Raw genomic sequence first — 26,653 nt, 5'->3', positions numbered from 1 at the left:
CGGGCGGAAGCCGGCTCGCCCCGGTCGTCCGGAGCCCTGTCCGGGGCCGTCCGTTCCCGCGCGCCGCGCGCACGGACGGGAAGGCTGAGAAGCTGATCGGAGAAGGAGCGCTGTTACCGGCCCGAAGAACAGCGGGTGGTGAGTGCAGTGGCCGTGATCGACGAAGACGACTGGGGGCAGGCCGCCACGGGTGTGGATCCCCTGGGGGATCCGATCCTGCATACCCGGTTCGCGCTGCCGACGAGGCCCACCACGTTCCTGCGGCGCGAGCGGCTGGTCCAGCACCTCCAGCAGGCGCTGAAGACCCCGCTGACCATGGTCAACGGAGCCGCCGGCGCCGGCAAGACCCTGCTGGTCGCCGACTGGGCGGCGGGCCTCGCGGAGCCGGTCGCCTGGCTCACCCTCGAGTCGGGCGACCAGCGCCCCGGAATGTTCTGGGCCTACCTCCTGCACGCCCTGCGGGACTGCGGTGCTCCCGTACCGGACGAGATCGGCTGCCCGGCCGAGGCGACGCGCGCCGACCAGAGGCTGCTGGCCGCGCTCGCCGCCGGTCTCAGCGGCCGTGACCGGACGGTCACCGTCGTCCTCGACGAGTACGACCGGGTGCCCGCGCCGGAGATAGCGGAGCAGCTGGAGTTCGTCCTGCACCACGCGGGCCGCGGCATGCGCCTGATCATCGTCAGCCGCACCGAGCCGATGATGCCGCTGCACCGGTACCGGGCGGCCGGCGAGCTGACGGAGATCCGCGACGCGGAACTGGCCTTCACCCCGGAGGAAGCCGTCACCCTGCTGGAGCTGCACGGCCTGCGCCTGCCCGTCGACTCCGCGCGCGGCCTCGTCGAGCGCACCCGGGGCTGGGCCGCCGGCCTGCGCCTGTGTGCCCTCGCGGCACAGGAGAGCGCCGACCCGGCGACGTACCTGAAGGAGTTCGAGGCGGACCGCAGCACGGTCGCCGACTATCTGCTGGCCGAGGTGCTCAAGCGGCAGCCCGAGGAGACGCAGAACCTGCTGCTGCGGGTCAGCGTCCTGGAGCGCTTCTCGCCCGATCTGGCGAACGCGATGACATGCCAGTCCGACGCCGAGGCGATCCTCGCCGGACTGCACCGGGAGAACGCCTTCGTCGAGGACCTCGGGCACGGCTGGTACCGACTCCACCCGCTGTTCGGGGAGATACTCAGGGCCCATCTGCGGGTGCGCCTGCCCGGTCTGGAACCCGAACTGCACCGGCGCGCGGCCCAGTGGCTGCGGCGGGCCGGATCCCTCCCGGAGACCCTCGCGCACGGCGCCGCCGCGGGCGACTGGGACTTCACCGCCCGTGCCCTCGTCGACGACCTGGCGATCGGACAGCTCCTGACCGGTCTGCGCTCCGACGACCTCGCCGAAGTGTTCTCCCGGATGGGACACGAGGCCGCGACTCCCGCGACGGACCTGGTACGCGCGGCCCGCGAACTGTCCCGCAACGACCTCGACCGCGGCCTGGCCCACCTGCACCACGCCGAGGAGCTCCTGGCCGGCGACGTGCCCGACCAGGCGGCGGCCCTGCTGACCTGTGCGCTGCTGGAGACTCTGGCCGCCCGCCTGACCGGGTCTCCCGGGCAGGCGGAGAAGGCCGCCGCGACCGCCGCGGACCTGCGGCAGGAGGTCCCGGCCCAACTGCTGGAGAAGCATCCCGAACTCACCGCTCTGCTGCTGACCCATCTGGGTGCCACGCGCCTGTGGGCCGGACACTTCGAGGACGCCCGCGCCGCCCTGTCCGCGGTGGCCGGATCGTCCGGCGGGGCCGCCACCGTGCTGCCCCGGGAGGAGTCGCTGGGGCACCTGGCCCTCCTCGACTACCTGCACGGCTGGCCCGGCAGGGCGGAACGCAAGGCGCTGGCCGCGGTCTCCGAGACGGAGCGGTACAGCCTGCCCCAGCCGTCCGGCTCCGGTATCGAACGGCTCGTGCTGGCGGCGGTGGCCGTCGACCGCGACGAACTGGACCGGGCCGAGGCTCTCCTCGACGAGGTGGCCGGGCTCCGCTGCGCGGTGCGCGACCCGGTGATGGCGGCGGGACAGGCCATCGCCAGGGCGCGTCTGCTGCTGGCCCGGGGCAAGGTCCGGGCCGCGCTGGAGGCGGCGGGCCCGGCCGTCCCCGCCGAAGTGGTCTCCCCGTGGGCGGAGAGCCACGAGGCCCTGGTCGCCTCCGCCGCCCACCTGGCCGCGGGACGGCCGGAGAACGCCGCCGAGGTGCTCAGGAACGTGGCCGACGACCAGCCGGCCTACGCCGTGGAGGCCGCGCGGATCCAGCTCGCCGCCGGTGATCCCGGAGCCGCGATCGAGCTGCTCGACAGCGTGCGCGGCGACGGGCGGATCGGTCCCGCGGTGTCCGTGCGGGCCGCACTGGTACGCGCTCAGGCCGCCCAGCGGGCCGGAGACACCGCCACCGCCCGCCGGCTGCTCGCCCAGGCGCTCGTCGACGCCCGTCGTGAACGGCTGCGCCGCCCCTTCAGGGACGCCGGGCCCTGGTTGAGGCCCCTCCTGGTCGTGCCACCGCTCCGGCAGCTGGCCGCGGGCTGGCTCGAGCACGGGCCGGCGCGACCGGGCGAGCCGCTCCGCCCCGAGGCCGAGCCCCCGCCGCTCGTCGTGGAGGACCTGAGCGGGCGCGAGCGCGATGTGCTGGAGCGGGCCGCCCGCATGATGTCCACCGAGGAGATCGCCGCCGACCTGCACGTGTCGGTGAACACCGTGAAGACCCACCTCAAGAGCGCCTACCGGAAACTGGCCGTGAACCGGCGCAGCGACGCCGTGCGCCGCGCCCGCGACCTCCGGCTGCTGTGACGTGTCCCGCCGGTGGCATCGCCCGTAGCGGATCGCCCGTGGCGGGTGAGGCGCCCGGCGGGTCGCTCGGATGCGATGGAAGCGGCGGCGGGACTGTGAACGGCCGCTGCCCGGCCGACTCCACCGGTGTCCCGGGCCGATGCGGCGAGGTGGGCATCGTGGCGCACTGGCGGGCTCTGATCGTCCTGGGCATGGCCCAGTTCCTGATGGTCCTGGACACATCCGTGATGAACGTGTCCATCAGCCAACTGGTCGAGGACTTCGAGACCGAGGTCACCGCCATCCAGGCCGTCATCACTCTGTACGCGCTGGTCATGGCGGCGTTCATGATCACAGGCGGTCGGCTGGGAGACATCCTGGGCCGCCGCCGCGTGTTCTTCCTGGGCATGGCCGTATACGGCACGGGGTCGGCGCTGACCGCGCTGGCCCCCACCCTCTGGGTGCTCGCGCTGGGCTGGTCGGTCATAGAGGGACTCGGTGCCGCCCTGGTCCTGCCGGCGATGGCCGCTCTCGTGGCCGCGTCGTACCGGGGACGGGACCGGGCCATCGCCTACGGCGTCATCGGTGGACTGGCCGGCGCGGGGGTGGCGGTCGGCCCGCTGCTGGGCGGGTGGGTGACGACGTACCTCACCTGGCGGCTGGTCTTCGCAGGCGAGGTCGTGGTCGTCCTGGTCGTCCTGTGCTGCCGCCGGGTGATCACGGAAGCCGCTCGGAACGCGCCCCGTCCCCGGCTGGACGGGATCGGTGCCGCGCTCTCGGCTGCCGGACTGGGGCTGGGCGTGCTCGGGGTCCTCCAGAGCGGCACCTGGGGCTGGGTACGGCCCGCCCACCCTCCCTTCACCGTCCTGGGTTTCGCCCCGACGCTGTTCGTCATCGGCGCCGGAGTGGGCGTCCTCGCCCTCTTCCTGCGCTGGGAGCAGCGGCGGGACGCACGGGGCGCCGACCCTTTGCTGCACCGGTCCCTGCTGGCCAGGCCCGCTCTTCGGGCCGGTCTGATGACGCTGCTGAGCCAGAATCTGATCCTGCTCGGCCTGTTCTTCGCCATCCCGCTGTACCTGCAGGTGGTGCAGGGGTTCGACGCGTTCCAGACGGGGCTGCGGCTGCTCCCGGTGTCCGTCACCATGCTCGTGACCTCCATGGGCGGGTCCTCGCTCGGGCGGGTCTGGGGGCCGCGCCATGTGGTCCGTCTCGGCCTGCTGATCCTGGCGGCGGCCATCGTGTGGCTGCTGGCCACCATCGACCCGGTCATCGACGACGCGCAGTTCGCCGGAGCCATGGCTCTGCTGGGCGTGGGCGTCGGCCTGCTCGCCTCGCAGCTGGGCAACGTCGTCCAGTCCAGCGCCGGCGAACAGGAACGCAGCGAGGTGGGTGGGCTGCAGTTCACGGCCCAGAACCTCGGTTCCGCGCTGGGTACCGCACTCATCGGGTCGATCCTCATCGGCTCACTGGCCCACGCCTTCACCACACACGTCGCGGACGACCCCCGGCTGTCGGACGAAGCCCGCAAACAGACCAGTGTGGCCCTCGAAGCCGGGGTCGGCTTCGTCCCCACCTCGCAGGTACGCTCGGCGGCCCAGCAGGCCGGCCTGCCGCCGTCGGAGGTCGACGCCCTCACGGACTCGTACGCCTCGGCGCAGCTCGAGGGACTGAAGGCGGCGATCCTCGCCACCGGCGGCGTCACCCTCGCCGGCTTCCTCGTCACGCCCCACCTGCCCGCCGGCCGGACTAGCCGGGCGCGGCGGCCGGACACCGGTGCTCATGCCGGAGCCGTCGGACCGGCGCGCTGAGGCCCGGGGTGCCGCGATGACCGGGCCCGGCCCCGCCACGACGCAGGCGAGCGGCGACGAGCGCCGGGCGCACGCCGACTACACGGGCGGTGTCTACGGCTCCATGCTCGCGGCCTCCGTGGTGACCGGCGCCAGCGCCCTCGGCTCGTTCCCGCGTGTCGAACTGGTGCTGCTGTTGCTGCTCACCGGTGTGGTGTTCTGGGTGGCGCACGTGCACGCCCAGCTGTTCGGGGCGCACCTGGCGCAGCGGCGCCTGGACCGCCGGACCGTGGTGCACGTGTGCCGGGACGAGTGGCCGATCGTCAAGGCCGCCGTCCCGCCCGCCCTCGCGGTGGCCGTCAGCCCGCTGCTCGGCCTGGGCCCCGAGGGCGCGTTCTGGCTGGCCCTCTCGGTGGCGGTCGCCGGGCAGGTCGGCTGGTCCGTGGCCGCTGCGCGCCGGTCCGGCGCCTCCTGGCCCCTGGTCGCGCTCACCGCTTCGGTCAACCTGCTGCTCGGCCTGTTGATCATCGTCTTCAAGCTCCTGCTGAAGCACTGAGACCGGCCGTGACACCGGCCGTCCGCGCGGGGCGCCGGGTCACCTGTGCCGGGTGAGGCCCGGCCGGGCGCCGAAGCGGAGGATCTCAGGTGAGGGTGCGGTCCTCCGGTCCGCGGGTCGCCTGTGGGAGTACTGCCGATGCGCTATGAGATCCGCGTCGACGGCCATATGTCGGAGACGCTGGCCAAAGCCTTCCCGGAGCTGGACCACGTGGTCATGTCCGGGCAGACCGTCCTGTTCGGTCCCGTCCTCGACGAGGCCCAGCTGTACGGGCTGCTCGCGCGCTTCCAGTCCCTGGGGCTGCGCGTGGTCGAGATGCGGCAGCTCCCGGAGTGACCGGGAGCTGGGCGGACGGGGACGGGTGGCTCAGAGCGCTCCGCGCGCTCAGAGGCGCTCCGCGTGGAGCCGGCCGGAGCGGACGGCGGCCTCCAGCGCCTCGAAGTCCCGCTCGTTCTGGTCGGCATAGGCCTGGGCGAATGCCGTGAGGGCCTGGTCGAAGCGGTCGCTGCCGCCCAGGTAGGCGCCGATGGCGACGGGATCGCCGGAGCGGGCGTGCGCCCTTGCCAGGGAGGCCCCGCACAGGCTGCCGAAGAGGGCGAGCAGTGCCGGATCCATGGTCTCGGGCTGCACGATGCCCTTCCAGTCGCGCAGCTGGCGCACATAGAAGTCCCGGCCGCGCCCGTCGAGGCCCATCACGCGCGTCCAGCCCAGGAAGATGTCACTGGTCGTCTGGATGAGACGCTGCCCGGTCACCACCCGGCGGCCCTGGTTGTCGTAGCGCTCGCCGCCGGTGTGGGCGGCCAGCACCGACTCCTGCGCCTCCTTGGCCTGGAGCAGGAGCGGGTCGTCGTCGTCCCGGCCGAGCAGGAGCAGGATCCAGCACCGCGTGCCGACACTGCCGACGCCCACCACCTTCCGTGCGATGTCCACCAGGCGGTAGTGGCGCAGCAGATGGCGGCGTTCGGAGGGCAGGGTCCGCGCGTACGCGTCCAGCAGGTTCTGGAACTCCCTCTCCTGCCCTTCCCCGGCCTGATCCGGCCGCAGTTCCCCGAGCGGGGTGATCAGCGGCGGGTCGGGTGTGATGCGCCTGCCCTCGGCCGTGCTCCGGGTGAGCTTCTCGAAGGCCTGCATCTGGGTCCGCGTGCGGGCCCGCGCCGTGGCCTCGGCGGTGCGCCGCCTGGCGGCCTTGTCCATCGACGACACCAGCAGCTTCCGCATGCGCTCGGTGTCGTCCTGGGCGTACCAGATGTCCAGGGTGCGCTGGTCGGCGAACTCCCGCATCCGCTCCCGGTAGGCCAGCACGCACGCCCGTACGGCACCGTCCTGCTCCCTGCGGGAGAAGCCGTTGGCCCGGCCCGCTATCGCGAGACTGGCCGCCAGCCGCTTGACGTCCCATTCGAAGGGGCCGGGCAGGGTCTCGTCGAAGTCGTTGATGTCGAAGACCAGATGGCGCTCCGGCGAGGCGAGCAGCCGGAAGTTCAGCAGATGGGCGTCGCCGCACAGCTGCGCCCGCAGCCCGGTGTCCGGGGCGGTCCCCAGGTCCGCCGCCATGATCGCCGCCGCGCCGCGGTAGAACCGGAACGGCGACTCGAGCATGCGGCCGTAGCGGATCGGCACCAGTTCCGGCACCCGGGTGGCCGACTGCCGTTCGATCACCTCGATCGGGTTGGGCCGCTTCGGCCCCGGGTCGAACCGGCCCTGCTCCGAGCGCGGCACGCGCGTACGGGCCTGCCTGCCGTAGACCGCCCGTTCGGCGGCCGGCAGTCGAGTCGTGAAGGCGCTCGATGTGGTCATGGTCCGTCCTCCCGGTCCAGCGTCGCGGTGTCGTCGTCGGCGTCCGGTTCGGCCGGTGGCTCATGGTGCTGCCGCCGCAGGCCCGCCTCGACGGCGCCGGCGAGGATGCGCGCGGCGCCGCCCACCAGCAGCAGTCCGCCGGCCATCTGGAGCATCGTCACCACGCGACCCGCCTGCGAGCGGGCCGTGATGTCGCCGTAGCCGACGGTGGTGAACGTGGTGAGCGTGAAGTACAGGGCGTCCGTCCTGGTCAGCGGCTCGGTGAAGGAGCCGGGGTAGGACCTCTCCAGCAGGTAGTAGGCGCCGGCGAAGAGCACCAGGAACAACCCCAGCGTGGCGGAGAGGGCCTCGACGGCCCTCAGCCGTGGGTGGGGCGAACGCACGATGGCCCACACCTGCCACGAGAACACCAGCAGGACCGCCAGCAGACCGCCCACCAGGAGCGTCAGCGCACCGGTCGTGTGGAGGTCGTCCAACGGCAGCAGGTAGTAGGCGGTGACGAGCGCGGTGACGGTGAACAGGGAGCGCAGGGCGGCCAAGCCGGCCGCCCGCCGGCCGGCATGGTGCCCGCGGCCCGGCGGGTGCGCGTCCTGCCCGGTGCGGGAGTGCTCCGTCCGGGCGGCCATGGGATCGCTCATCCGATGCTTCTTCGTTCCGTTCCGCCGCGGGGCGGGTGCCCTTCCGCCGCGGGTCCGGTGCCCCTCGTGTCCCACTGCATCGTCTCGTGGGCGGGGGCGGATCACCCACCGCGGGTGATCCGGTGGCCGCGGACGCGCGGGACGCTGGCCCGGTGAGGTCCCCCCACACCGCCCCGTCGGCGGTCCACGAGCGCCGCGATCGATCGCGCGAGGAGGAGCCATGACCACATCGCGTGATCCGTCGGCGCCCGGTGGACCGGAAGGCATGCCCGGCGGGGCGGCTCCGCCCGCGGAAGGCGCCGAGGAGGCCCTGGGGCGGCTCGGCCGTTCCTGGACCTGGATCCTCGCTTCGGCGGTCGCCACGATCGTGCCGGGTGTGCTGGTACTGGTCTGGCCGGACGAGACCCTGCACGTCCTGGCGGTGCTCATCGGCCTGTACCTGCTGGTGCTCGGGGCGTTCCGGTTCGTGGCGGTGTTCGGCAGGGAGGGGCACGGGGAACGGCTCCCGGTGCTGGTGGTGGCCGTGTTGTACGTCCTGGCCGGGGTGCTGTGCCTGCGCAACCCGTTGCAGACGATCGCCGCTCTCTCAGTGATCGTCGGCATCGTCTGGCTCGCCTCCGGGATCCTCACCCTCTACACGGCCCTGGCCGCCAAGGACCTGCCGCACCGCGGCGCCGTCCTGGCGGGCGCCGTCCTCGCCATCGTCGCGGGGATCGTGGTGCTCGCCCTGCCGGCCGAGTCGGCCCGTGCGCTGACCCGGCTCCTCGGCCTGTGGCTCGTGCTGATCGGCCTGGCCGAGGCGGGCGTCGCCTTCGCCTGGCGCTCGGCGCTGCGCAGGTCGGACACGCTCACCCGCGCCGGGTGAGGCACCCGGTTCTCGACGTGGGCACGCTGAGAACAGCATGGAACGGCTGGGCGAACGCCCGGGACGGAGGAGTGACATGAACGCGCAGATGTACCTCGCGTACGACTATCCACTGCTGAGCGCCTTCTGGACGATGCTCTGGTTCTTCCTGTGGGTGCTGTGGTTCGTCCTGCTGTTCCGGGTCATCGTGGACATCTTCCGTGACGACGAGATGAGCGGCTGGGGCAAGGCCGGCTGGCTGCTGTTCGTCGTCTGCCTGCCCTTCCTGGGCGTGTTCGTCTACCTCATCGCGCGCGGCAAGGGCATGGGCCGCAGGGAGGTGGCACAGGCGCGTGCGCAGCAGCAGGCCTTCGACGCCTACGTCCGGGAGACCGCGGCCGGCGGAAGCGGTCGCAGCAGTGCCGACGAGCTCGTCCGGCTCTCCGAGATCCGGGCCCGCGGCGACATCACGGACGACGAGTTCCGCCGGGCGAAGGAACTCGTCCTCAGTGGCCACGCGCCTGCGGAAAAGCCGGGTACCACCGCGTCCCCCCGCTGACGGACACACCCAACGGCAACGAAACGAGGTACTGGTATGACCGCGTCACACAGTGCGCCCGAGACGACGGCGAAGCAGCAGTGGGCCGGCGGCCTCACGATATTCGGAGCCGTCATGCTCATGATCGCCGGAGTGCTGGACATCTTCCGGGGCATCATGGCCATCGCCCATGACGACGTCTTCGTCACCACGCGCAACTACGTGTTCCAGTTCGACCTCACCGGCTGGGGCTGGGTCCACCTGATCCTGGGCGCGGTCGCGGTGATCGTCAGCCTGGGGCTCTTCCAGGCCTCGCTGTGGGCGCGCATCGCCGGCGTGACCATCGCAGCGCTGATCATCATCGCCAACTTCCTGTCGCTGCCGTACTACCCGGTGTGGTCGGTCGTCATGATCGCGATCTCGGGGTTCGTCATCTGGGCCCTGTGCGTGGTCCAGCGCGAGGCCTCACCCGACATGTTCGGCAGCCCGCGCGGCGGGATCTGAGGCGGTCGGGGGGCGCGGCGCTCAGGACCCCCGACCGGAGGACACCCGGTCGGGGGTCCTGAGCTGGCCCGTCTCCCGGCGGCCTTGTGTCCTGGTAGGGCCGACGACGGGCAGCCGCCCCGGCCGGGTGCGCTCCGTCGACGAGGACGGGAGTGCTCCATGCCGCCACAGGACGCCGAGGGTGAGCCGGGCAAGCCGGGCGAGAACGAGCTGGACGAGCTGCGCCGGCGGGTCGCCCAGCTGGAGTCGACCGGCCGGCCGGCGCAGCAGCGCCGGCATCCGCTGCGTACCACCGGATCGGTGCTGCTCATCATCCTGGCGTCGATCCTGTCGATCCTGGCCGTGACAGCCGTCTGGGCGCGGGACCAGATCACCGACACCGACCGGTTCGTCGCGACCATGGGGCCCCTCGCGAGCGACCCCGATGTGCAGCAGGCGGTCTCCCGCCGGGTCACCGACGTCGTGGTGCAGAAGATCGACGTGCCGGCCCTGGTCGACCAGCTGTCCAAGGCGGCGTCCCAGCCCGGCGTCCCGCCCCGTGTGTCCCAGCTGATCGGCCCGCTGACCGGGCCCATCGAGAACGGCGTGAAGAGCCTCATCGGCGCCGCCGCGGACCGCGTCGTGACGAGCCAGGCCTTCGCGAAGGCGTGGACCGACGCGATCACACTGGCGCACAACGCGATGGTCAAGGTCCTGACCGGGGAGAGCGGGGGCGCGGTCAAGCTCTCCGGCGACCAGGTCACCATCGACCTGGCGCCGGTCATCGACCAGGTCAAGAAGCAGCTGGTCGACGCGGGCCTGGGACCGGCCGCGAAGATCCCGACGGTGCACACGCAGTTCACGGTGTACTCCTCGCCGAAGCTTCAGTCGCTCCAGCTCTATCTGCGGCTGCTCCAGATCCTCGGCAACTGGCTCCCGCTGGTCGCGGTGCTGGTCGCGGCCGGGGGCGTCTACGCGGCCTGGAACCGCAGACACGCGCTGATCGGTGCGGCGCTGGGCATCGCCGCGGCGATGCTGGTGCTCGGCATCGGGCTCACGGTCTTCCGCACGTACTTCCTCAACCAGTTGCCGCCGGACGTCTCCCCGGGCGCGGCGGGCTCCGTCTACGACGCCCTGGTCCACTTCCTCAGGAAGAGCGCGCGCATGGTTGGGGTGCTGGCCGTGCTGGTCGCGCTCGGCGCGTTCTTCGCCGGCCCCTCCCGGATCGCGACGACGACCCGTGCCGCGTGCACGACGGGGGTTGGCGGCGTCCGCCAGGTCGCCGAGCACGTGGGCTTCCGGGCCGGGCCGGTGGAGCCGTTCGTCCGGCGGTGGAAGCGGTGGATCGGGATCGTGATCCTCGTCGGCGCCTCGATCGTGTTCGTGTTCTGGAACCATCCGACCGGCACGGTGGTGTTCTGGTTCGCCGTCGTCGTCCTGGCCCTGTTCGGCGTACGTGAGTTCCTCGCGCCGGGCCCCGGACTCGCCGGGCTGGAGCGGGGCAGGCCCGGCCCGCCCCCGCCGCCCCGGCCCGGGGCCGCCCCCCAGCCCGGGGCGACCGGGTGAACCCTCACCAGACCGCCGCGAGCGGAGAGACTCATCGCCCGACCGTGTCACGCCCCGGCCGGCACCCGGTCCAGGAAGCCGAGCACCGACCTGATGCGGCCCTCCGCGTCCAGCGTGACCACGTCGAAGCCCGCCACCGGCGCCGAGCCGTCGGCCTCGTTCACCAGCTCCCAGGCGAAGCGGGCGGTGTCGTGGTGCCCGTCCACGGCGCCCAGCGGACGGAACACGAAGCCGGGGAACTGCCCGTGCGCCCCGGCGATCACGGCGGCGATCCCCTCGTGCCCGCTGACGTCGGCAAGCGGGTCGGTGTAGGAGCCGTCGGCCGTCCAGGCGGCGGCGACCGCCTTCGCCAGGGCCTCCGGCTCGGTGGCGTTCCAGGCCTCGAAGTAGCGGGCGGCGGCGGTCTGGTAACGGTCGGTGTTCACGGACATGGCGAATCAGCCTCCATCGAGTTCGCAATTGCTCTTCGGGAACCGGATCCTCGGTGCGTCGAACCGGTGTGACCACCATGCCCGCGGGCATCGGGGAGGGTCGATTACCCCCCGGGTAATGACGGTGTCGAGGACGGGAGAGCAGGGCTACGCGCCTCGGCGGATTCCGGCCAAGAACACCGGCGAATATGCCAACAGACTGGCCGGAAAGTCATGGTGACAGAGTGTCAGTAGTGAAGATACTCGAACGTCAGGGGCACTTCACCGCACAGGAGCCGCACGGAAAGCGAGGGCCCGGCCGGCGGAAGAACGACGCGACGGGGGAGTGGATCGTGCACGACGAATTCCTGTGCCATGTCACCGCGTACGGCTGGTGCGACGGTCGGCGCATCGGCGTACCGCTCGGCACCTACCGGGCGCCCACCCTGGCGCTGGCCCTGTGGTGGCTGCGTGACCGGGCCCTGTGGATCGCCGAGCGGCTCGACCCGAAGCCGGACAGCCCCCACTACCCGCCGAACGCCCTCGCGCCCGTCCCGGACACCGTCACCGACGTGCCCGGTGTGCTCCGCGCCTGGTGCGCCGACGAGGGCCGGCAGGAACTGGTCGCCGACGAACTGGCCGACGGCCGGCTGGTGCGGATCGCGGCGAGCGACGAGACCACGGAGTACGAACTGCTCGCGGAGTCCGTCGACGCCCTGCGCATGCAGCGCACCATCCCGGCGCTCGTCGTTCCCGTCGCCTGACACGTGACACCGGCCGTGACTCAGCCGGCGCGGACGACCAGGGCGTAGTCGCCCAGGCCCAGCAGACGGTCGGCCGGGATCGTGCCGAGTGCGGTGTAGACCGTCTCCACGCGGCCGGTGGCCGGGTCGAACGCGAGGTCCTGAACGGTGCCGCGCTCGTCTCCGGCCTCCGTCAGGATCCGGTGCCGCAGGGCCTCGTGGTGCGCCGGCGCCGGGGGCGCACCGGTGTCCGCCGCCGGATCCCGGCGGACGAGCACGGCGTCGGGACCGACCGCGTGCAGCGCCTCCCACGGCAGCACGGTGTTCCCCCGGCCGCGCCGCGCGCCGACCCGGACATGGGTGACCGCCCTCGCGGCGGCGTCGACCGTCAGGGCCTTCACGACCCCGATCTCGGCCGCCTCCGCGAGGGTCACCACGGGCAGGCCCCGCACCTGCGAGTACAGCATCACGGCAGCGGCCCCTTCGGCGGGTTCGGTGCGGTCGGCGGGTTCGGCGAGTGACCGCCCGCGTCGCCGCGGGCGTGGAAGGCCTGGACCTGACCGGCGAAACCGGGGAGGTCCTCGGCGACGTACAGCGTCGCGTCCGCGGGGACGACCAGGGCCTGGCCGGAGACCGCGAGGGTCTCGCCGCGCGGGACGTACACCTTGTGCCGGCGGCGGTTCGAACCGGACGTCCCGGACGCCGGCGACCTGCTCGCCGCGATCCGGAAGCCGACGACCCGGCCGCTGGCGCCGCCCTCCACGACGACGTCGAGCACCCTGCCGACCTCCGTCCCCGCGTCGGTCAGCACCTTCGCGCCCAGCACCCGGCCCTTGACCGCCTCCCGGCGGACGACCACGGCGGCCGCCTCGGTCAGCACGCCCGGATCATTGATCATGACCGCGTGATGCCCCAGGGAGTGCACACCCGACCAGGGCAGGCTCTGCTTGAGCGGGCCGGAGAGCAGGCCCCGGCCACTCAGGGTGAAACCCGTGATGTGGCCGGCCGGGGCGTCGAAGACGGTGTCCTTGATCTGCGCGACCGCGTCACCCGCGAGCGTGACCACCGGCAGCGTCGAAAGACTGCGCGCGGCCATCAGCTCCGATCCCACCCGCCCGGGTCCTGACAGCAGATGCCCGCCCATCACGTGCTCCGTCCGCCGTACCGGCGCCCGCGCCGCACCGCGATCACCGTCCCCGACCGCCGGCCGGCCTGGACGCCCAGCGCCAGCAGCGACGCGACCGCCACCGCGGCCACCACCAGGACCAGCCACACCCACCAGACCACCGTCCACCTCCGGCCGTCCGTCCCGGCCGCCATCGGCCGGAGCCACCTTCTCCGGGTGCCCCGGACCGGCGCGCCGATGCCCGTTGTGCGCGGTGGGCGAACGGCAGGCTGGACTGTGCGGCGTCTGTCGGGGTACGAGAACTGGTGCAGTAGTGACCGGCCGGGTCCGGATTCCGAAAGAGAAGCGCATGACCGACCACGTGGACGGGGCAGTGATACCAAGTGGTTTCGACGTGCCCGTGGAACCGCTGCGACGGGCGGCGCACTACACCGGTGAACCCGGCAGCATCGCCGAGGCGCGCTCCTTCGCCGCACAGTTCCTCGACCAGCTGAGGACCGAGTGGTGCGCCCGCATCGACTCGCGCGCCGACGGTGAACTGCTCCTGGTGGTCAGCGAGTTGGTCACCAACGCCGACCGGCACAGCAATGGGCCGTACATCCTGGAGCTGGAGGGCACGGACTCGGCCGTCTCCGTGTCCGTCTACGACAGCAGCGTCGCCCTGCCCCGGCGCTTTCCGCGCGACCCCCAGCGGGTGGGCCGCCACGGTCTGGAGATCGTGCACGCGCTGGCCGCGGAGGTCACCGCCGAACGCGTGCCCGTCGGCAAGAAGGTACGCGCCTGGGTGAAGCTTCCCACTGAGTGAAGCTTCACCCCCGAGCCGTGAGGGAGGTTCAGGCGCAGCCCAGCTCGCCCAGCATGCCCTGCCTCAGGCGGGTGATGATCCGCTTGATCAGGCGTGAGACGTGCATCTGGGAGCAGCCGAGGTGTTCGCCGATCTCCGCCTGGGTGGCCTCCTCCACGAACCTCATGTGGATGATCTGCCGGTCCCGCTCGCTGAGCTCGGCCATCAGCGGGGCCAGGGACTGGAAGTCCTCCACCAGTCGCAGGCCCTCCTCCTCGACGCCGATGAAGTCCGCGAGCACCGCCTCGCCGTCCTCGGGCCCGTCACCGGTGAGCGCCGCGTCCAGGGACGCGGAGTTGTATCCGTTGGCGGCCAGCTGCGCCTCGACGACCTCGTCCTCGGTGATGTTCATCAGGGTGGCGAGCTCGCCGACCGTGGGATCGCGGTCCAGCCGGCTGGAGAGTTCCTCGCGCGCCTTGGCCAGCTCCACCCGCAGCTCCTGGAGCCGCCGGGGCACGTGCACCGCCCAGGTGGTGTCCCGGAAGAACCGCTTGATCTCGCCCACGATGTACGGCAGCGCGAACGAGGTGAACTCCACCTCGCGTGCCAGTTCGAACCGGTCGATGGCCTTGATCAGGCCGATCATCCCGGTCTGGACGATGTCCTCCATGTCGTCACCGCGGTTGCGGAACCGCCCCGCCGCGAACCGCACCAGCGACATGTTCATCTCGATGAGCGTGTTGCGGGCGTACTGGTACTCGTGCGTACCCTCCTCCAGCACGGTCAGACGCCGGAAGAACTGGCGGGACAGCTCGCGTGCGTCACGCGGAGCGATCGTGCGCGGGTCCTCGATTCCAGGCAGTGATCCCTCGCCCGTCCTGTCCTCGGCGGTCCTCTCGGCGACCACTGCTTTCGACCGGCTCCCGGCGGTATTCATTGCCTCTCCCACGAAAGTCACGGTTCGACGTCTGCCTCTTCGGCTAGGTGTTTCCGGATGTCTGCCCCAGGACTGCGTGCTGGGCGGATACCCGGAAAGCGGTCATCCATGCGTGTCCCACGGTGCGGGTACCCCGGGTGACGCGACGCATGCGGGCGGTGCGCCCGGGTGGCGGAAACCGGGCTCTTCGGAAGCCGGTGGCCCCTGACGGTGTCGGGGACCGCATAGGCTGACGGCGTGACCGATCGAGCGCCGCACCAGACCCGACTCGTACCCGTGCACCCGGGCGACCCGTCCCCGGCGCCGAGGGAACCCCTTTGGCGCGATCTGGTCGGCGACGTGCTCCGCCGGGAGCGCCTGGCGCAGGAGCGCACGCTCAAGGACGTCGCGGACGCCGCGCGGATCTCCATGCCGTATCTCTCGGAGATCGAGCGCGGCCGCAAGGAGGCCTCCTCGGAGGTCCTCGCGGCCGCCGCCCACGCCCTCGGCCTGGGCCTCGGCGACCTGCTGTCGCTGACCCAGGGGGAGCTCACCCGGCAGCAGGCGAACCGGAGCCGCCAGGTGTCCCGCGCGCCGTACCGGGGGCTGTGCCTGGCGGCCTGACGGTCCGCCAGTACCGCACGAGGTCCCGCAGGTGGTCGGCGGGGACTCCGTACGCCCGTCCCGTGCGGGGACGACGTCATGGCGCGGCGATGCTGGTCGCCCGTGCCGCTTGGGCCATTCGGATGAATCGGCGGGCCGGCCGATGAGTTTCGCGGCGCCGACCGGTCGATACAGATGACCGCGTTCCCCGTTCCAGGAGGTGCTCATGACCACCGACGGATTCACCACGTGTCTCTGGTTCGACGGCCAGGCCGAGGAGGCCGCCCATTTCTACGTCTCCGTCTTCAAGAACTCCGGCATCGGCCGGATCACCCGCGGCAACGAGGCCGTTCCGGGCCCGGCCGTCTCCGTGCTGACCGTCGAGTTCACGGCCAACGGCCAGAAGTTCGTCGCCCTCAACGGCGGCCCCCAGTTCACGTTCGACGAGGCCATCTCCTTCCAGATCGTGTGCTCGGACCAGGAGGAGATCGACCACTACTGGAACGCGCTCACCGAGAACGGCGGCGAGGGCGGCCCCTGCGGCTGGCTCAAGGACAGGTACGGCGTCTCCTGGCAGGTCGTCTACGACCGGCTGATCCACATGATCGGCGACCCCGACCAGGAGAAGGCGACCCGCACGACCCGGGCCATGATGTCCATGGGCAAGCTCGACGTCGCCGAGCTGGAGAAGGCCTACGCGGGGGAGTGACCGGCGCACCGGCCGCCCGTCGTGGGCGGCCGGCCGTCACTCGGCCAGGATCGCGGCGATCGCGTGCCGGGAGTTCTCCGCGAGCGGCGGGTTGGTCTCCCAGTAGTACGGCAGCTGGATCACCGAGATCGACAGCGCCCAGCCCTGTCCGCGCGCCCATTCCGCGTCGTCGGCGCCGACGGCCTCGCGGAAGGTGTCCCGGGCGGAAGCGGGCAGCAGGTTCCAGGCCACGATCAGGTCGACGGCCGGATCGCCCACGCCCACGGTCCCGAAGTCGATCACGGCGCTGAGCCGCCCGTCCACGACCAGGACGTTGCCGGGCGACAGGTCCCCGTGCGCCCAGGCGGGCGCCCCGGCGTGCCGCGGGGCGCGCAGGGCCTCCTCCCACCGGGCCGTCATCGCGGCGGTGTCGATGCCCCGGTCCGCCAGCTGGGCGATGGCGTCCCGCATGGGCGCGTCCCGGGTCTCCAGGGGCCCGCCCCGGTACCCCGGCGGTCCGTCCGCCGGGTCGATCCGGCGCAGCGCGCGGACGAACCCGGCGAGATCCCGGGCGAGCGCCTCGGGCCGCTCAAGTGCCCCGGCGACCGGATTGCGTCCCTCCAGCCAGCGGTACACCGACCAGGGCCAGGGAAAGTCCGCGCCTGGCCCACCCCGCCCGATCGGCTCGGGCGTGGGCACGGGCAGCCGCGGCCCCAGCAGGGGCAGCCGGCGCTGCTCGTGCGCCACGTCGTCCACGGCACCGGGATGCCGGGGGAGTCGTACGACCTTGTCCTCGCCGAGGCGGAACATGGCGTTCTCGGTTCCGGAGGACTCCAGGCGCCGCACCGGCAGCGACGCCCACGCGGGGAACTGGCCGGCGATCAGCCGGCGGACGAGAGGGACGTCGACATCGACCTCGTCCGCCCGCATTTTCGTCGTCATGGCACACACAGGCCCCATTGCAGCGGCCGACGGGCGTGCTGTCGAAGGGTTTTGACGGCACGCCCGCCCCACGGCCCGGCTCAGACCCGGTCGGCCGCGATCAGCAGGTACTGGAAGCTGCCGTTGCGGTAGGCCTTCAGGAACGTGTCCTCGATGCCCGTGACCAGGTGGTCGGCCTGCTTGCGCAGCTCCCAGTACGGGATCGTGGCCGCCGTCAGATCCTGCACATGGACCGGCACCAGGCGGTTCTTCGCCATGGCCCGGAAGTACTCGGACCGGGGGTGGATGTCGCAGATGTAGTGCGCGTTGATCAGGGACACCTCGCGCGAGGCCTGCCCGTAGGTGTCGTTGTAGCAGCCGGTCACCACCACATAGCGTCCGCCGCGCCCGAGCAGCCTGGCGTGCTCGGCGAACAGCAGGTCCAGCTCGACGTACATGGTGGACTCGTTGTTCCAGGAGGCCGCGTAGGCGCCGGAGGCGAAGCCGGTGTCGAGCATGTTGCGGTGGTGGTAGCGCACCTTGCCGTCGATGCCCCGCTTGCGGGCCTGCTCGTTCGCGAACCCGGCCTGCTTGGCGGAGATGGTCACGCCGTCGGCGTGGCAGCCGTAGCGCAGGTTCGCCACCACGCTGCCCCCGCCCCGGCCGCACCCCGCGTCGAAGACCCGGTCGGCGGCCGAGAGCGGGCCGAGGTGGGAGGCGAGCAGCTCGGCCTGGGCGTGTTCCAGACGGTGGAGTTCGGCGGTGATCCGCTCCCGGCGCAGGGCGGCGTCGGGCTCGTCGAGCACCGACCAGTCGGCTTCACCGACGCCGTAGTGGTGGTGGTAGAGGTCGTCGATCTTCCCGAGTTCGAGATTGACCGGGTTCTCTTCGGCGTTCCAGTAGTCCGCGACGCGGTTCTGGTACGTGGACTGGGTCGGCACCGGGGCCGGCGTGGTGCCGGCGACGGGGGCGGTGGTCAACGATGACTCCTCACTGGTGTGTCTGTCGCGGGGTCAGCGGGGGCTACCAGTAGTTGGGCAGGTGGTAGCGGTGGCTGTTGGTGGCGTGCCATTCGTGGTTGCCGGACACCCAGGCCGCCAGGCCCTGTGCGTAGCGCTCGACGAGCGGCGAGGTGGCGGACAGCAGGGCGGACTCCTTCTCGAAGGCCGCCATGATCCGGTTGTGGATCTCGACGGACTTCAGGTAGGCCGCCTTCAGCCCGCAGCGCTCGTTCGTGGCGACCACCTGGGGCAGGTTGAGATGCGCAGGGTCGTTCGCCAGCTCCTTGGTGAAGGAGTACAGGTCGTTGACGATGGTGGTGGCGTTGCAGGCCAGGGCGGTGATCCGCTGGATCTCGGGCCGGGCGTAGACCTGCTCGGGCAGTTCGTAGCCGTCCACGGCGTCCACGACCGACAGACACGGGCGGAAGTTGTTGAACTGCCGCATCACCAGGTACTCCCAGACCCGGGGCACGTACCGGGTCTCCGCCCAGGCGGCCTCACCGAGGTAGCCCAGGTGCAGTCGGGCGATGTCGTGCGTGAAGCGGGTGGTCTGGCTGGGCGTGGCGAGGACGGCGAAGTCCTTGAGGGCGAAGTGGTACGAGCGCAGCGGACCGTCGGCCCGCATGCCGCGGTGCCACTCCTCCTCCAGTTCGGGGGTGCCGTGGTACGGGTCGATCGCCGACTGGGCCATGATCAGCCGGCCGCCGAGCCCGCGCGGGGAGCCGCCCCGGTCCTCGCAGTAGCAGTCGTCGACGATGTTCTCGGCGAGCAGCAGCTTGCCGGCGACGGTGAGGCGTTCCAGGTCGGCCGCCCCCGGATGCTGGAGCACCACGGCCCGGCCGAACTGGAAGCCGGCGAAGTCCCCCGTCCAGGACTCGGGGAACAGGTCGAGACTCCGGGCCCAGGCCTCCAGCCTGCGGTCGATCTCCGCCGCCTGCTCCGGGTCGGCGGGCGCGGCGGGCCGGTACAGCAGCCCGGGGATCGCTCCGGTGCGCCGGGCCCGCACCGAGCGGGCGAGGTTCGGCGGTCCGGGCAGCGGAACGGAGGTGGGAGGTGCGCTCATGGGGTCCTCCGGGCCGTCACTCGGCCGTCCGGCCGATCTGGACGTTCTCGAGGATCCCCGCGGCGTCGGGGACCAGGATGGCCATCGAGTAGTAGGCGGTGACGAGGTAGTTGACGATCGCGGCGGTGTCGATGCCCATGAAGCGGACGTTGAGGCCGGGCTGGTGCTCCTCGGGGATGCCGGTCTGGTAGAGCCCGACGACCCCCTGGTCGGCCTCGCCGGTGCGCAGCGCGAGGATGCTGGTGGTGTGCTGCTCGGTGATGGGGATCTTGCTGCACGGGAAGAGCGGCACCCCGCGCCAGGCGGGGACCTCGTGTCCGTCGACGGTCGCGGTGCCGGGTACCAGGCCGCGCCGGTTGCACTGCCGGAAGAAGGCCGCGATCGCCTTGGGGTGGGCGAGGAACAGCTTGGTCTTGCGCCGCATGGAGAGCAGCTCGTCCATGTCGTCCGGGGTGGGCGGGCCGGCGAAGGTGCTGATGCGCTGGCCGTAGTCGGTGTTGTGCAGCAGCCCGAACTCGCGGTTGTTGACCAGTTCCCACTCCTGGCGTTCGCGGATCTCCTCGACGGTGAGCCGGAGCTGCTGCTCGGTCTGGTTCATCGGGTTGTTGTAGAGGTCGGCGACGCGGGTGTGGACCCGCAGCACGGTCTGGGTGAGGGACAGCTCGTACTCGCGGGGGCTGAGTTCGTAGTCGACGAACCCGCCGGGCAGTGTCGGCTCGCCCACGTGGCCGGCCTGCACCGGGACCTCCGCCTCGCCCTTGCGGTTCATGGGCCTGAGGTTCCGCTCGACGTACGCCTCGAGGTGCGCGGCGAGGGAGGGCACCCGGTCGGTGAACTCGGTGACGACGGCCCACGGCAGCGCCAGCACCACGCCCGAGGTCTCCGCCCGCACCGAGCTCAGCCACAGGGGGTCGGACTGGCCGACGGCCTCGTCCCCCATCTGGGCGCCGCCGGAGACCACCCCGAGGATCTCCTCGTCGCCGTACTTCCCGTTCGTGTAACGGGTGAACCGGCCGTGGGCGACGAGGTAGGTCTCGGTGACCGGCTGACCGGCCTCGAACAGGACCTGGCCGGCCCGCACCTCCCGGGACTGGAACCGGCCGGCGATCTCCCGCAGCACGTCGAGGTCGTCGTAGCCGCGCAGGACGGGCAGTTCGGTCAGTGTCTCGGGGATGACCCTGATGTCGTCGGCGCCGTTCTGCTCGAAGTGCACCCGGCCGCGGCCGGTGCTCAGCTGAAGGCGGCGGTTGACCCGGTAGGTGCCGCCCTTGACGTCCACCCACGGCAGCGACTTCAGCAGCCACCGCGAGGTGATGGCCTGCATCTGCGGCTCGGACTTGGTGGTGGTGGCGAGCTGGCGTGCCGCCCGGGTGCTCAGACTGGTGAACTGCCCGTCGGCCGCGGGGTCGGGGGCGGGTTCGTCGACGGCGGAACCGGTGGCGCTGTCCGGTGTGGACACATTCCCTCCCGGGAGCTGAACAGGGGTGACCGGATCGGTCGGTGGTGAGCGAGGTGATCGTGTGCGGGGACAAGCCAAACAGCAGTGGTGAGGTTCCCGGTACGGCGTGAAAGGGGCGGGTTCATTCCCCGGTGGTGCAAACATGCCGTTCGGGGTGAATGGGTCGGTGTGCCGTGATCGCGCGCCGGGCACACGCGCCCGTGTCCGGGCGTGCGCGAGTGCGGCGACGGGCCGCGCGTCTCCCCGCCGGGCAGGGCGCGGTGAACCGGAGCCAGGACGAGAAGCGCGGTGGCGTCGGCGGGCCGGGGCCCGGAGGTCGGCCGATCGGTGGGGGCGGGAGCGCGCGGGCCCGGTGGCTTCAGGAGAAGTCGTTCACCAGTACCGCCGCTCCGTCGAAACGGCCGGCCCTGAGGTCCCTCAGGGCCTGTGGGGCCCGCGACAGGGGATAGGTGTGCGTCCGCGCGCGGATCCCGTGCCGCGCGGCCAGTCCCAGGAACTCGCGGGCGTCCGCGCGGGTGTTGGAGGTGACGCTGCGCAGCTCCTTCTCGTAGAACAACTCGGTCTCGTAGTGCAGCGGCGGCACATCGCTCAGATGGATGCCGGCCACCGCCAGGACCCCGCCCCGGTCGAGGGCGCGCAGTGCGACCGGCACCAGGTCGCCGGCCGGTGCGAACAGGATCGCGGCGTCCAGGGGCTCGGGCGGCGGGTCGTAGGCGTCGCGCGCCGAGGCGGCGCCGAGCTCGCGCGCCAGCCGACGGGCGGCCTCGCCGCGGGTCAGGACGTGCACGGTGGCGCCCTCCGCCAGCGCCACCTGCGCGCACAGGTGGGCGCTGCCCCCGAAGCCGTACAGCCCGAGCCGGCCGCCCGGTGGCAGCGCGGTGCGGCGCAGCGCGCGGTGGCCGATGATCCCGGCGCACAGCAGCGGCGCCGCGGGCGCGTCGTCCAGACCGCCGGGCAGCCGGTGGGCGAACCCGGCCGGGACGGTCGTGTACTCGGCGTAGCCGCCGTCGGCGTCCCAGCCGGTGTACTCCGAGCCGGGGCACAGGTTCTCGGCTCCGCGCAGACAGTAGGCGCAGGAGCCGTCGGTCCGCCGCAGCCAGGCCACGCCCACCCGCTCGCCCACCGTGAAGTCCCGGGCCGCCGCCCCGGTACCCGCCACCACGCCGATCACCTCATGGCCCGGGGTCACGCCGGGCCGCCGCACCGGCAGATCGCCCTCGGTGACGTGCAGATCGGTGCGGCACACTCCGCAGGCGAGCACCCGGACCAGCAGTTCGTCGTCCCCGGGCACCGGCACCGGCCGCTCGACGAGCCGGAGGGGATCGCCCTCGACCGGCCCCGGGCGGACCACCGACCACGCCCGCATCGTCGCCGCACCCGTCCCCGTCGCGTCCGTCATCCTGTGCCCCGTCCCGCCGATGGCCGCCGTCTCCTCCCAGTCTCCGGCGGCCGGGCGGCTTCGGCGCGCGGGCCGCCCCGAGGGTGACTAGCGTGAGGTTCCGGACAGTCCGCCGAACGGGAGAGGGCCACGACCATGGCCGTACGACCTGAGGGAACCCCCTGCTGGGCCGATGCGATGTTCGGTGACGTCGAGCAGGCCAAGAGCTTCTACGGAGCTGTCCTCGGCTGGACCTTCGGCGAGTCGTCGTCGCAGTACGGCAACTACACCCAGGCCTATGTGGACGGCAAGGCGGTGGCGGCCGTGGTGCCGCCGATGAGCGGGCAGGAGGGACAGTCGCAGTGGTGCCTGTACCTCGCCTCCGCGGACGCCGCCGCGACCGCCGGAAAGATCCGCGAGCACGGCGGCGAGGTGCTGATGGAGCCGATGCAGGTCGGCGAGTTCGGCACGATGTGCCTCGCCCGCGAGCCCGCCGGTGCCGTGTTCGGGCTCTGGCAGGGCGGCACCCACGAGGGCTTCGAGGCGACGGCGGTGCCCGGTGCCTACTGCTGGGCGGAGTTCTTCACCCGGGACCCGGAGCGGACGGACGCCTTCCTGTCGGCGGTCTTCCCTTACGGCATGCAGCAGATCGACGATGCAGGCGTCGACTTCCGGCTGTTCAAGGTGGGCGACGACACCGTCCTCGGCCGGATGAGGATGGGGGAGGAGTTCCCGCTCGAGGTGCCCTCGTACGTCAACGTCTACTTCACGGTCGGCGACTGCGACACCGCCGTGGCCCGCGCCACCGAGCTCGGCGGCGTCCTGCGGTTCGGCCCGATGGACAGCCCCTTCGGCCGCTTCGCCGCACTCAGCGATCCGCAGGGCGCGAACTTCTCGGTGATCGACATCACGACCACGCAGGGCGAGATGCCGGTCACCACGGACGTCTCCTAGGGCGGTCCTGGGGGCCGGTGCGGGCGTGGCATGATCGGGGCCATGCGTGAACGAGTGGTGGCCGCGTGCGACGGGGCTTCGAAGGGAAACCCCGGTCCGGCGGGCTGGGCGTGGGTGGTCTCCGACGACGCCGAGAGCCCGGCCCGCTGGGAGGCCGGACCGCTGGGCACCGCCACCAACAACGTCGCCGAACTCACCGCGCTGGAACGCCTGCTGGCGGCCACCGACCCGGGCGTGCCGCTGGAGATCCGCATGGACTCCCAGTACGCGATGAAGGCCGTCACCACCTGGCTGCCCGGCTGGAAGCGCAAGGGCTGGAAGACGGCCGCCGGCAAGCCCGTCGCCAACCAGGACCTGGTGGTCCGCATCGACGAACTGCTCGACGGCCGCTCGGTCGAGTTCCGCTACGTGCCCGCCCACCAGGTCGACGGCGACCCGCTGAACGACTTCGCCGACCGCGCCGCCAGCCAGGCGGCGACCGCGCAGAGTGCGGCGGGCAGCGACCTCGGCTCCCCGGAGCCGCCGCCCTCGCCCGACGTCCCGGTGGCCAAGTCGCCGCGCAGGAAGGCGCCCCGCGCGACCGGCGGCGGCTCGTCCGCCCGCACCATCAAGGCGAAGTTCCCGGGCCGCTGCGTGTGCGGCCGCTCCTACGCGGCCGGCGAGTCCATCGCCAAGAACGCGCAGGGCTGGGGCCACCCGGAGTGCCGTACGGCCGTCGAGGCCTGATCGCGGGCCGCGCTCAGCTGTCGAAGGTGTAGAACGCCGTGTGGTCCAGCAGGTCCGCCGGACGCACGTCGTTCCACGGCTTCATCGTCTCGTTCAGGTCCACCACGTCGGGCGTCCCGCCGCCCGGCACGTACCCGGCGTCCGGGTGCCGGCGCTGCCACTCGGCCCACAGCTTGTCGATGTAGGCGTGGTGCAGCCAGAACACCGGGTCGTTGGGGGAGACCCCGGTGGCCATCTGCCCGCCGACCCAGACGTGGACCCGGTTGTGCAGGTTGACCCCGCGCCAGCCCTCGAGATGGTTGCGGAAGCCGTCCGAGGCGCTGTTGAAGGGCGCCATGTCGTACGTCCGCATCGTCAGCACCGACTCGACCTCGGCCGGCGTCGGCAGCTCGCGCACCGCGGCGCCGAGCGAGCGGCGCAGGTACGTACGGCCGTCCACGCGGACGTTGACCGGCCAGTTCCCGGCCGACGCGGCGAACGGCCCGTCCGTCACCCGGCCGTCCAGGCTCCGCCCGGTGCCGCCGAGGAAGTCCGGTGCCCACAGCGAGGCGCGGGCCGTGCGGTCCGTGCTCCAGTCCCAGTAGGGCAGCGCGACCGACGCGTCCACCTGCTGGAGCGCGCCCTCGAAGTCGAGCAGGAACCTGCGGTGCCAGGGCAGGAAGGACGGTGAACGATGCCCGGTCCGCTCACCGGTGTCGGTGTCGGACATGATGAAGGCGTTGTGCGTCCTGACGAACTCGTCATAGCGTCCACTGCGCTTGAGTTCCAGGACGGCGGCGACGAACCGCCGCTTCTCGTCGGCGGTCAGGGCGGCCTGGTTCTTGCGTACGGTCATGTGCGCGGTGCTCCGGATGTCCTTGCGGGGGCGGTCAGTTGGCGGGGAGGGGCAGCAGCGCGGCGCCCTGGAGCTCGTCCACCGCGGCACGGGCCGCGGCGCGCGGCGTGGACACCGGGGCGTAGTGGCTGACGACGCTGATCCAGCTGCCGTCGGCGTTCTGCATCACGTGCAGTTCCACCCCGTCGACGAACACCGCGAATCCGCCCCCGTGGCCGTGGTGGTGGCCGCCACCGCTCGCCGGGCGGCCCTGTATCCGACGGCCCCGGTAGACCTCGTCGAAGGCCTCGGGGGAGCCGTGGTGGTGCTCGGCCGCGGACGCGCCCGGCGCGTCGACGGCCCGCACTCCGGCCGCGGCGGTGAGGGCGGCGGCGGCGGTGAGCGCGCGGCGTCGGGTGAGTTCCGGCATGCGGGACCTCCTGGTGCGTTCGGGTGATGACCCCGCATGCCTATCGGCCCGCCCGAGAGCGGGCGAAATCTTCCGGATCGGGTTGGCTACGATCAGGACAATTGACAACATGCCGTACAGAGTTGAACGAAAACGATCTTGCCGCGCGAGCGGCCGCCGTGGCCCGGGAAGGGGAAATCCTCCCCTCTGCGGCGGCATTTCCGATGATCTTTCGCGGCAGCCCTCCGTCCGAGTGGCGCGGCTCACCGCCGCAAGCTGACGCGATCCGGAAGCCCGGCCGTACCATCCGATCTTTGTTACTCTGCGGTGCCAATCGACCGCTTTGGGTAATTTCCTGGGGGTGTGTACGTGAAGGTCGCATGCGTCGGAGGCGGACCCGCCGGCCTGTACATCGCGATCCTGCTCAAACTGCAGAATCCGTCCCACGACATCACCGTCCACGAGCGGGACCCGGAGGGCTCGACCTACGGCTGGGGCGTGATGTACTGGCGCGGACTGCTCGACGAACTGCACGCGCACGACCCCGTGTCGGCGCTCGCCATCGAGGAGCACTCGGTGCGCTGGCGCGACGGCGTCGCCCACGTCCGGGACCTGACGACCCAGCGGCGCGGCGACGAGGGCTTCGGCATCGGCCGCCACCGGCTCCTCGAACTCCTCGCCCACCGCGCCCGCTCACTGGGCGTACGGCTGGCCTACGAGAGCGAGGTCACCGCCGTACCTCCTGGCACCGACCTGGTCGTGGTGGCCGACGGCGAGCACAGCGCGCTGCGCGACCGCTACCGCGACCACTTCGGCACGCGTGTCACCTCCGGCCGCAACCGCTACCTCTGGCTCGGCACCACCCAGGTCTTCGACGCCTTCACCTTCGCCTTCGCCGAGACCGAGCACGGCTGGATCTGGTGCTACGGCCACGGCTACAGCGACACCCACAGCACCTGCGTCGTCGAGTGCTCCCCCGAGACCTTCGCCGGCCTCGGCCTGGACCGGGCGAACGAGGCCGACGGACTGGCGCTGCTGGAGAGACTCTTCACCGGCATCCTCGACGGCCACCCCCTGATCGGCCGCTCCGCCGCCGACGGCAGCGCCCAGTGGCTGACCTTCCGCACCCTCACCAACCGCACCTGGTACCGCCGCAACCTCGTCCTGCTCGGCGACGCCGCCCACACCACCCACTACTCCGTCGGCGCGGGCACCACCCTCGCCCTCCAGGACGCGATCTGCCTGGCGGACGTCCTGCGCGAGTACGGCAGACGCCCCGAGGCCCTCGCCGTCTACGAGCGGCAACGCCGGACGGAACTGCTGTCCGTGCAGAGCGCCGCCCGCTACAGCGCCCAGTGGTACGAGAACCTGACCCGCTACATCGACCTGCCCCCGCACCAGATGTTCGCCCTGCTCGGCCAGCGCCACTCGCCCCTGCTGCCGTACGTGCCGCCGCAGCTGTACTTCAACCTCGACAAGGCGGCCGGGCAGTTGGAAGTGCTGCGCCGGTTCAAACGGTGGCTCGGACCGAGGGCCGCCCGATCGCTGCACGCGCGCTCCTCCGCCGCCCGGGCGTAGGGGGCATCCTCCGGCACGGGTTGGTGAATGCCAATTCACTCGCTAAGGTGAATGGAAATTCACCTCGCAGCCCGCGCC

28 protein-coding genes and 1 pseudogene are annotated in these 26,653 nt (G+C 72.0%); 15 read left to right on the top strand and 14 right to left on the bottom strand.

Annotation, left to right across the window (positions count from 1 at the left end):
• Positions 1 to 138: 138 nt before the first annotated feature.
• The 4 genes from ABZ915_RS40905 (at position 139) to ABZ915_RS40890 (ending at position 5,475) form a co-directional block, all read left to right on the top strand.
• Positions 139 to 2,817 (top strand): LuxR C-terminal-related transcriptional regulator, encoded by a 2,679-nt coding sequence (locus ABZ915_RS40905; RefSeq protein WP_361814029.1) that lies wholly within the window; start codon positions 139 to 141, stop codon positions 2,815 to 2,817.
• 158 nt (positions 2,818 to 2,975) lie between these two features.
• Positions 2,976 to 4,604 (top strand): MFS transporter, encoded by a 1,629-nt coding sequence (locus tag ABZ915_RS40900; RefSeq protein ID WP_361814027.1) that lies wholly within the window; start codon positions 2,976 to 2,978, stop codon positions 4,602 to 4,604.
• 16 nt (positions 4,605 to 4,620) lie between these two features.
• On the top strand, positions 4,621 to 5,139 hold the full coding sequence (locus tag ABZ915_RS40895) for a hypothetical protein (RefSeq protein WP_361814025.1): 519 nt from the start codon (positions 4,621 to 4,623) through the stop codon (positions 5,137 to 5,139).
• A 138-nt stretch (positions 5,140 to 5,277) separates the two neighbouring features.
• On the top strand, positions 5,278 to 5,475 hold the full coding sequence (locus ABZ915_RS40890; protein WP_361814023.1) for a hypothetical protein: 198 nt from the start codon (positions 5,278 to 5,280) through the stop codon (positions 5,473 to 5,475).
• A gap of 48 nt (positions 5,476 to 5,523) precedes the next feature.
• Here ABZ915_RS40890 and ABZ915_RS40885 read toward each other — a convergent pair whose 3' ends face one another.
• The gene (locus ABZ915_RS40885; protein WP_361814021.1) at positions 5,524 to 6,933 is read right to left on the bottom strand and encodes a DUF2252 domain-containing protein; all 1,410 of its coding nucleotides are present in this window, start codon (positions 6,931 to 6,933) and stop codon (positions 5,524 to 5,526) included.
• On the bottom strand, positions 6,930 to 7,571 hold the full coding sequence (locus ABZ915_RS40880) for a potassium channel family protein (protein ID WP_361814019.1): 642 nt from the start codon (positions 7,569 to 7,571) through the stop codon (positions 6,930 to 6,932). Before ABZ915_RS40880 ends, ABZ915_RS40885 begins: the two co-directional genes overlap by 4 nt.
• A gap of 220 nt (positions 7,572 to 7,791) precedes the next feature.
• Here ABZ915_RS40880 and ABZ915_RS40875 point away from each other — a divergent pair, with 220 nt between their 5' ends.
• The 4 genes from ABZ915_RS40875 to ABZ915_RS40860 all read left to right on the top strand — a co-directional run bounded on the left by ABZ915_RS40875 (position 7,792) and on the right by ABZ915_RS40860 (position 11,002).
• Positions 7,792 to 8,436: an HdeD family acid-resistance protein gene (locus tag ABZ915_RS40875; RefSeq protein ID WP_361814017.1), complete on the top strand. Its 645-nt coding sequence runs from the start codon at positions 7,792 to 7,794 to the stop codon at positions 8,434 to 8,436.
• Between the two features lie 76 nt (positions 8,437 to 8,512).
• Positions 8,513 to 8,974 carry an SHOCT domain-containing protein gene (locus ABZ915_RS40870; RefSeq protein ID WP_361814015.1) on the top strand — a complete coding sequence of 154 codons (462 nt, stop codon included), beginning with the start codon at positions 8,513 to 8,515 and terminating at the stop codon, positions 8,972 to 8,974.
• 36 nt (positions 8,975 to 9,010) lie between these two features.
• Positions 9,011 to 9,457 carry a hypothetical protein gene (locus tag ABZ915_RS40865; RefSeq protein WP_361814013.1) on the top strand — a complete coding sequence of 149 codons (447 nt, stop codon included), beginning with the start codon at positions 9,011 to 9,013 and terminating at the stop codon, positions 9,455 to 9,457.
• 159 nt (positions 9,458 to 9,616) lie between these two features.
• Positions 9,617 to 11,002 carry a hypothetical protein gene (locus tag ABZ915_RS40860; protein WP_361814011.1) on the top strand — a complete coding sequence of 462 codons (1,386 nt, stop codon included), beginning with the start codon at positions 9,617 to 9,619 and terminating at the stop codon, positions 11,000 to 11,002.
• A 47-nt stretch (positions 11,003 to 11,049) separates the two neighbouring features.
• Here ABZ915_RS40860 and ABZ915_RS40855 read toward each other — a convergent pair whose 3' ends face one another.
• Positions 11,050 to 11,433, bottom strand: coding sequence for a nuclear transport factor 2 family protein (locus ABZ915_RS40855; protein WP_361814009.1), 384 nt, complete (start codon positions 11,431 to 11,433; stop codon positions 11,050 to 11,052).
• Between the two features lie 332 nt (positions 11,434 to 11,765).
• Between ABZ915_RS40855 and ABZ915_RS40850 the strand changes: the two genes are divergently transcribed.
• Positions 11,766 to 12,176, top strand: coding sequence for a hypothetical protein (locus tag ABZ915_RS40850; RefSeq protein WP_361814131.1), 411 nt, complete (start codon positions 11,766 to 11,768; stop codon positions 12,174 to 12,176).
• Positions 12,177 to 12,196: 20 nt separating this feature from the next.
• On the opposite strand, the gene ABZ915_RS40845 is transcribed toward ABZ915_RS40850, so the two are convergent.
• From ABZ915_RS40845 to ABZ915_RS40835, 3 genes are read right to left on the bottom strand one after another with little or no spacing between them, the layout of a single operon-like run.
• Complete coding sequence (locus ABZ915_RS40845) at positions 12,197 to 12,622, bottom strand: PRC-barrel domain-containing protein (protein WP_361814007.1); 426 nt, start codon at positions 12,620 to 12,622, stop codon at positions 12,197 to 12,199.
• Positions 12,622 to 13,251 (bottom strand): PRC-barrel domain-containing protein, encoded by a 630-nt coding sequence (locus ABZ915_RS40840; RefSeq protein ID WP_361814129.1) that lies wholly within the window; start codon positions 13,249 to 13,251, stop codon positions 12,622 to 12,624. Before ABZ915_RS40840 ends, ABZ915_RS40845 begins: the two co-directional genes overlap by 1 nt.
• A gap of 47 nt (positions 13,252 to 13,298) precedes the next feature.
• Positions 13,299 to 13,475 carry a hypothetical protein gene (locus ABZ915_RS40835; RefSeq protein ID WP_361814005.1) on the bottom strand — a complete coding sequence of 59 codons (177 nt, stop codon included), beginning with the start codon at positions 13,473 to 13,475 and terminating at the stop codon, positions 13,299 to 13,301.
• 155 nt (positions 13,476 to 13,630) lie between these two features.
• On the opposite strand from ABZ915_RS40835, the gene ABZ915_RS40830 reads away from it, so the two are divergent.
• Complete coding sequence (locus tag ABZ915_RS40830) at positions 13,631 to 14,086, top strand: ATP-binding protein (RefSeq protein WP_361814003.1); 456 nt, start codon at positions 13,631 to 13,633, stop codon at positions 14,084 to 14,086.
• A 28-nt stretch (positions 14,087 to 14,114) separates the two neighbouring features.
• Here the strand turns inward: ABZ915_RS40830 and ABZ915_RS40825 are convergent, their stop codons facing one another.
• Positions 14,115 to 15,002, bottom strand: a complete 888-nt coding sequence (locus ABZ915_RS40825) for an RNA polymerase sigma factor SigF (RefSeq protein WP_361814001.1) — start codon at positions 15,000 to 15,002, stop codon at positions 14,115 to 14,117.
• A 237-nt stretch (positions 15,003 to 15,239) separates the two neighbouring features.
• Here ABZ915_RS40825 and ABZ915_RS40820 point away from each other — a divergent pair, with 237 nt between their 5' ends.
• Entirely contained in the window at positions 15,240 to 15,605 is a 366-nt protein-coding gene (locus tag ABZ915_RS40820) for a helix-turn-helix transcriptional regulator (protein WP_361813999.1), read from the top strand.
• Positions 15,606 to 15,810: 205 nt separating this feature from the next.
• Complete coding sequence (locus tag ABZ915_RS40815) at positions 15,811 to 16,293, top strand: VOC family protein (protein WP_361813997.1); 483 nt, start codon at positions 15,811 to 15,813, stop codon at positions 16,291 to 16,293.
• A gap of 36 nt (positions 16,294 to 16,329) precedes the next feature.
• On the opposite strand, the gene ABZ915_RS40810 is transcribed toward ABZ915_RS40815, so the two are convergent.
• From ABZ915_RS40810 to ABZ915_RS40790, 5 genes and pseudogenes are all read right to left on the bottom strand, one after another.
• Positions 16,330 to 17,214 carry an aminoglycoside phosphotransferase family protein gene (locus ABZ915_RS40810; protein WP_361813995.1) on the bottom strand — a complete coding sequence of 295 codons (885 nt, stop codon included), beginning with the start codon at positions 17,212 to 17,214 and terminating at the stop codon, positions 16,330 to 16,332.
• An 80-nt stretch (positions 17,215 to 17,294) separates the two neighbouring features.
• Positions 17,295 to 18,173, bottom strand: coding sequence for a geranyl diphosphate 2-C-methyltransferase (locus ABZ915_RS40805; protein WP_361813993.1), 879 nt, complete (start codon positions 18,171 to 18,173; stop codon positions 17,295 to 17,297).
• Between the two features lie 43 nt (positions 18,174 to 18,216).
• A pseudogene (locus tag ABZ915_RS40800) lies at positions 18,217 to 19,266 on the bottom strand (family 2 encapsulin nanocompartment cargo protein terpene cyclase); the annotation flags it as partial.
• Between the two features lie 7 nt (positions 19,267 to 19,273).
• Complete coding sequence (locus ABZ915_RS40795; RefSeq protein ID WP_361813991.1) at positions 19,274 to 20,716, bottom strand: family 2B encapsulin nanocompartment shell protein; 1,443 nt, start codon at positions 20,714 to 20,716, stop codon at positions 19,274 to 19,276.
• A gap of 358 nt (positions 20,717 to 21,074) precedes the next feature.
• Complete coding sequence (locus ABZ915_RS40790) at positions 21,075 to 22,082, bottom strand: zinc-binding alcohol dehydrogenase family protein (RefSeq protein WP_361814127.1); 1,008 nt, start codon at positions 22,080 to 22,082, stop codon at positions 21,075 to 21,077.
• A gap of 168 nt (positions 22,083 to 22,250) precedes the next feature.
• Between ABZ915_RS40790 and ABZ915_RS40785 the strand changes: the two genes are divergently transcribed.
• Together ABZ915_RS40785 and ABZ915_RS40780 are read left to right on the top strand one after the other, a co-directional pair.
• Positions 22,251 to 23,048, top strand: coding sequence for a VOC family protein (locus tag ABZ915_RS40785; RefSeq protein WP_361813989.1), 798 nt, complete (start codon positions 22,251 to 22,253; stop codon positions 23,046 to 23,048).
• A gap of 30 nt (positions 23,049 to 23,078) precedes the next feature.
• The gene (locus ABZ915_RS40780) at positions 23,079 to 23,774 is read left to right on the top strand and encodes a ribonuclease H (RefSeq protein WP_361813987.1); all 696 of its coding nucleotides are present in this window, start codon (positions 23,079 to 23,081) and stop codon (positions 23,772 to 23,774) included.
• A gap of 13 nt (positions 23,775 to 23,787) precedes the next feature.
• Here ABZ915_RS40780 and ABZ915_RS40775 read toward each other — a convergent pair whose 3' ends face one another.
• On the bottom strand, positions 23,788 to 24,609 hold the full coding sequence (locus tag ABZ915_RS40775; protein WP_361813985.1) for a tyrosinase family protein: 822 nt from the start codon (positions 24,607 to 24,609) through the stop codon (positions 23,788 to 23,790).
• Positions 24,610 to 24,643: 34 nt separating this feature from the next.
• Entirely contained in the window at positions 24,644 to 25,018 is a 375-nt protein-coding gene (locus ABZ915_RS40770) for a tyrosinase cofactor (RefSeq protein ID WP_361813983.1), read from the bottom strand.
• Positions 25,019 to 25,360: 342 nt separating this feature from the next.
• Between ABZ915_RS40770 and ABZ915_RS40765 the strand changes: the two genes are divergently transcribed.
• Positions 25,361 to 26,575: an FAD-dependent monooxygenase gene (locus ABZ915_RS40765; protein WP_361813981.1), complete on the top strand. Its 1,215-nt coding sequence runs from the start codon at positions 25,361 to 25,363 to the stop codon at positions 26,573 to 26,575.
• The last annotated feature ends 78 nt before the right edge of the window (positions 26,576 to 26,653 follow it).

It is taken from the genome of Streptomyces sp. NPDC046915 (assembly GCF_040644935.1).
Lineage (GTDB): Bacteria > Actinomycetota > Actinomycetes > Streptomycetales > Streptomycetaceae > Streptomyces.
Note: the sequence above shows the minus strand (reverse complement) of the source record. Positions and strands in the feature narration are given on the sequence as shown.